Source organism: Mesotoga sp. (assembly GCF_035363035.1).
In the GTDB taxonomy this organism is placed as follows: domain Bacteria; phylum Thermotogota; class Thermotogae; order Petrotogales; family Kosmotogaceae; genus Mesotoga.
Genome location: NZ_DAOSEH010000096.1, coordinates 1 through 7,720, shown reverse-complemented (window position 1 = coordinate 7,720; position 7,720 = coordinate 1). Strand labels below are relative to the sequence as shown.

Annotated in this window: 8 protein-coding genes; 1 reads left to right on the top strand and 7 read right to left on the bottom strand. The window is 53.4% G+C overall.

Features of this window, described 5'->3' with window-relative positions; translation table 11 throughout:
• The 3 genes from PKX57_RS10625 to PKX57_RS10615 all read right to left on the bottom strand — a co-directional run.
• Positions 1-1,057: aminotransferase class I/II-fold pyridoxal phosphate-dependent enzyme (locus tag PKX57_RS10625; protein ID WP_472417239.1), on the bottom strand; the 1,057-nt coding region annotated here is incomplete at its 3' end.
• A gap of 15 nt (positions 1,058-1,072) precedes the next feature.
• Positions 1,073-2,047: a glycoside hydrolase family 10-like protein gene (locus PKX57_RS10620; RefSeq protein WP_472417241.1), complete on the bottom strand. Its 975-nt coding sequence runs from the start codon at positions 2,045-2,047 to the stop codon at positions 1,073-1,075.
• A gap of 89 nt (positions 2,048-2,136) precedes the next feature.
• Positions 2,137-2,988 (bottom strand): DUF4438 domain-containing protein, encoded by an 852-nt coding sequence (locus PKX57_RS10615; RefSeq protein WP_472417237.1) that lies wholly within the window; start codon positions 2,986-2,988, stop codon positions 2,137-2,139.
• A 102-nt stretch (positions 2,989-3,090) separates the two neighbouring features.
• Here PKX57_RS10615 and ylqF point away from each other — a divergent pair, with 102 nt between their 5' ends.
• The gene (ylqF, locus tag PKX57_RS10610) at positions 3,091-3,918 is read left to right on the top strand and encodes a ribosome biogenesis GTPase YlqF (protein WP_214047874.1); all 828 of its coding nucleotides are present in this window, start codon (positions 3,091-3,093) and stop codon (positions 3,916-3,918) included.
• On the opposite strand, the gene PKX57_RS10605 is transcribed toward ylqF, so the two are convergent.
• The 4 genes from PKX57_RS10605 to PKX57_RS10590 form a co-directional block, all read right to left on the bottom strand.
• Positions 3,897-5,129, bottom strand: a complete 1,233-nt coding sequence (locus PKX57_RS10605) for a radical SAM protein (protein WP_472417235.1) — start codon at positions 5,127-5,129, stop codon at positions 3,897-3,899. The two genes, ylqF and PKX57_RS10605, sit on opposite strands and share 22 nt — an antisense overlap.
• A gap of 129 nt (positions 5,130-5,258) precedes the next feature.
• Positions 5,259-6,005 carry a 2,3-diphosphoglycerate-dependent phosphoglycerate mutase gene (gpmA, locus tag PKX57_RS10600; protein ID WP_472417233.1) on the bottom strand — a complete coding sequence of 249 codons (747 nt, stop codon included), beginning with the start codon at positions 6,003-6,005 and terminating at the stop codon, positions 5,259-5,261.
• A gap of 97 nt (positions 6,006-6,102) precedes the next feature.
• Entirely contained in the window at positions 6,103-6,924 is an 822-nt protein-coding gene (locus PKX57_RS10595; RefSeq protein ID WP_214047877.1) for an AAC(3) family N-acetyltransferase, read from the bottom strand.
• Entirely contained in the window at positions 6,911-7,354 is a 444-nt protein-coding gene (locus PKX57_RS10590; protein ID WP_472417231.1) for an NUDIX hydrolase, read from the bottom strand. Before PKX57_RS10590 ends, PKX57_RS10595 begins: the two co-directional genes overlap by 14 nt.
• Between the last annotated feature and the right edge of the window lie 366 nt (positions 7,355-7,720).

The window sequence follows — 7,720 nt, the reverse complement described above, 5'->3', positions numbered from 1 at the left end:
GACCGTACCCCATTCTGAAGTAATTACCCGGGAAATCGTAAACGCTTCCCGGGAGCAGAAGGACGCCTGTCTCCTCGAGCAGTTCTTCGCAGAAGGCGTCGACGTCGCCTCCGAGATACTCGTTGAAGGCTATCGGTCCGGCCTGGGGCCTGTTCAGCCTTATGAGCCCTGTGGGCAGAAGCAGGCTTTCGGCCAGGGTTATGTTGTTTTTTATGATCTCCGCGTTTCTGGCCAGGATCTTTTCTTTGCACTCCAGAGCCCTTTCTGCGAGATACTCAGAAGGCGCGCTGTTGCAGATGGTAGTGTAGTGCTTGTACCTGGTCATGCTTTCCATAATATCTTTTGCGTGAGAAGCTATCCAGCCGATCCTCAAACCGGCCAGGCCGTAGGATTTAGACATCACTCCGAGCGAGAGGGAGTTTTCGCAGATATCCGCGAAGGCCCTCTGTTTGGGGGTCTCTTCGGAAAGCTCTAGTCCGCGGTAGACTTCGTCCGAGAAAACGAATATGCCTTTCCTGTCGGCGAGAGCGGCTATCTCCAACAGTTCTCCGTTGTCTATAAGGTATCCAGTCGGGTTGTTGGGGTTGTTTATCACCAGCAGGCGCGTCTCGGGTCTGATCAATCTCTCCAGAAGGCTCAGATCGAACTCCCAGCCCTTTGCAGTCTGTCGCAACTCCCAGGGACTCACCTCGCAACCGATTGAACGGGCCACCTCGTACAGAGACTGGTAAACGGGGAACTGGCAGATCACATGATCCCCCTTCTCGAGGAAGACGTTCATGAAGTTGAAGATCGCCTCCTCGGCTCCGCAGTGGACTAGCACGTCTTCCATCGATGCGGTCTCGTAAAGGCCGGCTATCTTCTCTCTGAGGGACGGCTCGCCCCTGACCTGAGTGTATCCCAGCCAGGTATCCAGAAATCCGTCGGATGACTTTCCTGACAGTTCCAACAGCTCTCTTGCAGACAAAGACTCGCAGTCTGATTGGGCCAAAAGATACGGCGCCTTGAACTCGTATTCTTCGAAATAGACCTCGAGCTTGAAATCTCTCAATCTCAAAGTTACAACCTCCCATCAGCCGAGAGCTTTCAACTTCCCGGCGAGCTCTTTGTCGATCGAGCTCAACGCAAAGAAGGTTATCTCGTCGGGATCCATCTTCCTCACACTTTTCACGAGACCGATGAAATCGTCCCACCTCCCGGCGTAGTTGAAAGCTCCCAGTCCCACTCTTATACCCTTCAACGATCCATGTATGTTGCGAATATTTTCGACACGGGAGATCACCTCGTCCGGTTCTCTTCCGTAGGCCATAACAACGGCCGAATCTATCAGTCCCTCCTCAAGCCACTCGAGCCAGGGCTGAAGCCTTTCCCTAACCGCCCTCCCGCTGTAGTCGTCGAAGACGGCGCAGGAGAGTTTTTTACCCCTCGATCTCACCTTCTCGCTTATGAGCCGTACCTGCTCGCCCGTCGATTCTATTCTGAATCTGTCGAAGTTCTCCGCCGTGTCTTTCAGGCTTGCGGTCCGCAGCCATTCCCTGTATTCGCGAAGGGCCGCCTGTGCGTAACCGAAGGTCCTGAAAGGGTACCTGATGAAGTCTAGATGAACTTCTTCCACATCGTAGGAGGCCAGCTCATCGGCGATCGCGGCCGTGAAATGCCTGACCTGTGGGATACCCGGGTCGATGAAGGGTCCGAAGACCTCTTCTATATCACAAGAGAAGTATTCCAGCATCGAGACGCCCCGCTCGTCGCGGGTTATCCATTCCGGATGGGAGTTAACCACGTGTTCTTTCGAGGAAGGCCTATCGCCGAACTTCCAAACCAGATTCACGTTCATCCACGCCGAAATTTTCAGGCCGCTGCCGCGAGCCATCTCGATTGTCTTCGAGAGACCGTCGAAAGGGCCGTCCAGTTCTTCGGCCCACGGAAGAATACCGGATCTGTACTGCGAATCGCCCCTGCCTACGACCTGCACGTAAGCGCGACCCGCCGAAATCTCCTGCAGCTTCGAGATCATCTTTTCTACACAGGTGGAATTTAATAGCATTGACCTCACGGCCCATACGCCAAAGCCAGGATCTCTCATACCAGCCCTCCGGAATCAAGGATCTTTCGATTTGCCACGCCACGCGATTCTCAGATGAAGTCAACTATGTTCGACTTTTCAGAAACCTCCGGTACGATTATTCCTTCGCCGTCGGCCATTATCACCGTCACTCCAGGTCCGTGGCCGGTTATGATGCAATCGCCATGAACTACGACGCCTATGGTTACCGAGCCTTCCATGTAGCCGCCAAGTCCGAAGGAGTCGTTGTGGTTCTCCAACGCGACGAAGTCCCCGATCCTCAATTTGTCGAGGCCTACGCGTTTTACCAGGGAACGGTCGTTGGTGATTATATCGTAATCCCCTCCGGCGGGGTTTCCCGAGCCGGAGCCCGATCCCATCAAATACCCCGGAACTATCGCTCTGACGGGAAAGTGTATCCTTCCGTCCGATTCCACTGCCGGTACTTTCTCGAGAAGATAGGGGTCTATGTTATATACCCTTATTCCGGGGTAGTCTTCCAGAACGAGACCCTGGCCGTAACCGGTCACCTGTATCCTGTCGCCTATGGCCATCTTCTCTTTAACCTCTTCCTTGAAGTGGATCAAAACATGGTTTATGCCTCCGTGCTTTCCCGTCACCACTCCGCGCTCGCCTTTGGCGTCGCCGCTGATAACGAGAGCCGAATTGCCTATGCACGAGTAGGCCACGTAGGCCGTGTTTTTGTCGCTGTCGGGATTCTTCGTTGAAACGTCCGGCTCAACGTGATCGCCGGTCATTTTGAAGGCGCTGTCGCCCAGAGCGAAATTGTAGGTAATGCCTCCGGTGCCGGGGAAAAGCCTGGGCGTGCCGTCGATCTCCAGCCTGAAAGGGCTTCTCATGAGGGGATGCGCCACCTCGCCCGAAACGGATATCTTCACCACCGTGTCTTTGTTTGTCTTCACAGTACTACCTCCTTTGATCTTTGCTTCGATTCTATTATAGCAACAGAAGCGAGAGGACCGGAGAATTGTACCCGTGCTATAATCCAGACCGGAGGTAGAGTCATGTATTATCCCGGTCACATTCAGAAAGCCAAGAGACAGATCCAGGAAAATATCAAGTCGGTCGACGCCGTGGTCGAGCTGCTGGACGCGAGGATTCCCATGACCAGCAGGGCTTACGAAGCCGAGAAGCTCTTTCACAACAAGCAGAGGATCGTCGTTCTCAACAAGAGCGACCTCGCCGATCCGCAGATCACACAGCTGTGGAGGCAGCACTTCTCCTCGCAGGGCACGGACGTCATAGAGGCGAGCCTCATGAACAGCGACGCGAGGCAGTTCATAATCAGGGAAGTGGTGCCCCTGGTCAAGAGCAAGTTCTTCGAAAAGAGGTTCATGGTGGTTGGGATGCCGAACGTTGGAAAGTCCACGTTCATCAACAGGCTGAAGGGCAAGAAATCTCTCGCGGCCGGCAACCGTCCGGGAATCACCCGCGGTGTTCAGTGGATCAACGTATCCCAGCAGATCGCCGTTCTCGACACACCCGGAATACTCTACACCAACCTTCACTCGCCACACATAACTACCAAATTGCTGGCAGTGGGCTCTCTGCCTTACGAGCAGTTCGATCCGATGGACGCTTTCGAGAGAGTGCTCGATCTCATCGTGGGCAGGTACGGAAAAGAGAGTCTGTTCGAATATACGGGAGCGTCTTTCGAAAACTCCGAGGATTTAATCGATAAGTTCTGCAGGAAGAGGGGCTTTCTTGCCAGACAGGGCCAGTACGATACTACCAGGGGTTCGCACACTTTTCTCAGAGATGTGGCCTCGGGAAAGGCCGGCCGCTTCTCGTTCGAGGATCCCGACACCTTCTACCAGACAGATCCCGGGTGAGCTCTATTTGCCGCCTCTTCCCTCAACTCCGTCCAGATCACATCGATGAAGTTGTAGGTGAGCCACTCTTCTATCATATGGAGCTCCCTGTAGCCTTTTTTTGTTGGAACCAGTTTTTCGCGCTCCTGTCGTAGATATCCCGTCTTTCTGGCCAGCTCCAGCAGCCCCGACAGCCTGATGTCCGGCTCTCCAAAGAGTGATCTCAGTCTCTCCTGATCGAGTGAACCGCCGTACAGGGCCCAGAAAGAGTAGTAGAGAGAAGCCTGAAAAGTATTCATCTCTATCGCCCTCCTTACCGGGATGCGGCCTCCGTCGAGGTACCGGTAGTATTCGTCCAGGGAGAAAGTGTTGGTTGTGAATTGTCCCCCGTTGAAAGAAGAGGCGCTGGTGCCGAGTCCGAGGAAGAACTCACGCGAGACAGAGCTGTATCTCTTCGATTCGCCATGTTTTTTGAAGGTCCAGAGTGTGTCCCGAGAGTAACCTCTTTTCCGGGCTCTCTCTTCGAGTATCTCGAGAATCTGCAACTCCCTATCGGGATCGTTTTTCGTACCGGCCAGCGCCGTGCCGGTGAACCTCATCATGGGATAGACGGAGATCTGGTGTGGCCCGTAATCCATGGCGATCTCCAGGTCGCGTGCAGTTCTCTCGCTTTCGAGTTCGAAGTCGAAGATCAGGTCGACGTCTACAAAGTCGAAGCCAGCCAGAACGACTCTCTCGATCGCTTCCCTGGAAAGGGCTGCGCTCTGCCTTTTCCTGCCCATCTTCTGCAGGGTGCGGTCGTTGAAGGACTGTATTCCCAAACTTACGAAATCGATTCCCGTTCCTTTTATTCTCTCGAGTTTTTCAACTGTTGCATCGGCCGGATGGACTTCCAGCGCAAGCTCTCCATCGATTGAATTCGAGAAACGGTCAATTACGTCTTCCAGGAGATCCATATCCAGCGTAGGCGTACCACCGCCGATATATAGAGAGCTGAAGCCCTTCACTTCCTGGAGTTCAAGTTCCCTCTCCAGAGCCTGCGGGTAACCGGCCGCCGCTTCCTGGTGGTATTTCACTTTGTTGTAGGGACAGAAATCGCATCTCTCGCTGCAGAAGGGGATATGTATATACAGACCTGCCGGTCGGTCGAAGTCCATCCTGTCGCGACCGGAAAGAGACTCGATCTTGAACTCCTTCCTCGCCAGATCCATAAGAAAAGTGAATATGGACATCTCTCACCTCCGGTCTATTTTATTACCATAGGGGTGGTTTCAGCGACCGGGACCTCGCCTGTGTACTACCCATAGAAAAATCGGGAACCCTTCGCTCGTTCCCGATTTCTCATATATTTCCACTTGCGGCTATTTCGCCTTGCCCTGATTCGCCACGGCCTGCTGGGCTTTGGCGATCTCTTCGGGGTCGCCGAGGTAATAATGCTTTATCGGTTTCAGATCGTCGTCGAGTTCGTAAACGAGAGGGATTCCCGTAGGTATGTTCAAACCGACTATCTCGTCATCGGGAATGTTGTCCAGGTACTTGACCAGAGCCCTGAGGCTGTTTCCATGGGCCACTATCAGAACCTTCTTCCCGGATTTTATGTCGTTTGAGATTTCATTTTTCCACAGCGGCAGAAACCTCGCAACGGTATCCTTCAGACACTCGGTTTTTGGAAGCTGGTCGGCCGTGAGATTTCCATACCTCGGGTCGTGGCCCGGGAACCTCTCGTCGCTCTCTTCGAGCGCGGGCGGCTGTATGTCGTAGCTTCTCCTCCAGATCTTCACCTGTTCTTCCCCGTGTTTGGCGGCCGTTTCGGCCTTGTTCAGGCCCTGCAAGGCGCCGTAATGCCTCTCGTTGAGCCTCCAGTCCCTTATAACAGGTATCCACATCAGATCCATCTCGTCCAGAATATACCAGAGCGTTCTTATGGCCCTCTTCAAAACGGATGTATAGGCTAGATCGAACTTAAAGCCTTCAGCCTTCAAGATTTCGCCGGCCTTTTTCGCCTCTTCCTTTCCCTTCTCGGAAAGATCGACATCGGTCCAGCCGGTGAACCTGTTCTCCTTGTTCCAGGTGCTTTCTCCGTGTCTTACAACGACTAGCTTCATCATGACTATTCCTCCTTTCGACTTCTCAGGAATATTATAAACTATTACGGGAAGCCTGCAGGAAACAGGCGGTTACCGAAAACCGTCCCTCACCGGCCGCTCACTTTCTATTCTCGCTCATCCATCTAGTGGCGAAATCCACGAGTTCTCTTTGCGGAATCAGAAGGCCGTCGCTGTAGCCTACCCTTCCACGGCTCACCAGGGAGGGGTATTCGCTCTCGAAGGCCTTGCCTATATCCTCGAAGTCGTCGGTGCTGAGCGAGATGTCGGAGAACTCTTTCCAGACCCTCTGGCCCTTTTCCACAACCGGAGCCCCGTCTTTACAGACTTCCTTTGAAGGGTACTCGGCCCTGTATTCGGCCAGGTGCAAAGAACTGTTGTTAGAGTGGGAGACCCCGATCAGGAGGATGAAGGCCCTGAGCTCGTACATCCTGGCCAGCGGCGACCCTTCGCCCATACCGAAATCCAGCTGGTGATCGTCCGTTATGTACAGGGCGTCCTTTCCCCTGGCGACGAACGAGACCTGCGGGTGATTACTCCTGACGACGGCCTTCATCTTTCTGAAAGTCTCGGGTATTTTGCCCATCCCTCTGGTAGGCGTCGCCGAGCGGTCGAAAGGGGGCATGGTCTTTCGAATTGTCCCGTGCCACGATTCTGGCACCGGCGGGTTCTGCCAGCTCGAAGGTTCGCTAAGGTCGCCCGAATGTGCAGGCATAACGAGAGTTCCATCCACTCCGATGACTTCTTCGATAGCTCTTATAACAGCCACGGGACCGCCGCAAACCCAGCCCAGCTTGCTGAGCGAGGAGTGAACCAGGAGTCTCATACCCTTTTTGATTCCAAGGTTCTCGAAATCCTTACGGAGCGAAATCACGGTCACGGGTCCGGAACGGCTTTTTGAAACGGCATCAGCTTCGCTCAAAGTTTCTCTCCCATTTCACGATTTTTTTGAAAAGCCACGGCTGAATCTCCGGATAAGTCAGTCTGGTCGGAAGACCGACCCGGAGCGTTATCTCCCCGATCTCGCTCTGAGGTTGAAGCCCTTCAAGTCCGGTAACCTCAGCGTAAAAGAGCTTTCCGGAGGTTGTTGCTCCATCTTTCGAAACCGAGTATGTACAGATCTCGTAGAGCTCGAAAAACCGGGCTCCCGTCTCCTCCTGCAACTCTCTTCGCGCGGCCTCGAGGGGAGTCTCGCCCTCTTCGATATGACCCCCGGGTATCTCCCAGGTCCGGCGCAGCTTATGCCTCACGAAGATCCACCTGTCGCAGTAGCGTGTTCCTATTACCGCGTAAGTGAGGATACCTTCTAGATCTGTATCGAACCTTATCTCCGGAGTGTGATCGTCAACCATAGGCTCTCCCGTCGCTTTTCATCCCTTCAAGGAAAATGATACCATTTGGTGCTTCGTGAATGAACAGCTTTATTCGAACTTCAAGATACATAAACTCTATCTTTCGCGAATGTATGTATAATTCCTCTTGAGAGTTCCAGTTCGTTGGATACGATTGACGTGAGCAGGAGTCGGCCGGGAAAATGAAAAATCGAAGAAGTATGATAGACATAGGGATATTGAGCGTCTCCCTTTACATATCTTTTCAGATATTCGCGGATATTCTCTCGATAAAGATCACCACGCTGCCCTTCCTTCATCTGGCCATCGACGGAGGGACCGTTATCTATCCCTTCACCTTCACCCTCAGGGATTTCGTGCACAAGA

Excerpts from the sequence above, each read along its gene's own strand:
- gpmA (WP_472417233.1), bottom strand. The coding sequence starts at position 6,005 with ATGATGAAGCTAGTCGTTGTAAGACACGGAGAAAGCACCTGGAACAAG.
- PKX57_RS10620 (WP_472417241.1), bottom strand. The coding sequence starts at position 2,047 with ATGCTATTAAATTCCACCTGTGTAGAAAAGATGATCTCGAAGCTGCAG.
- PKX57_RS10605 (WP_472417235.1), bottom strand. The coding sequence starts at position 5,129 with ATGTCCATATTCACTTTTCTTATGGATCTGGCGAGGAAGGAGTTCAAG.
- PKX57_RS10590 (WP_472417231.1), bottom strand. The coding sequence starts at position 7,354 with ATGGTTGACGATCACACTCCGGAGATAAGGTTCGATACAGATCTAGAA.
- ylqF (WP_214047874.1), top strand. The coding sequence starts at position 3,091 with ATGTATTATCCCGGTCACATTCAGAAAGCCAAGAGACAGATCCAGGAA.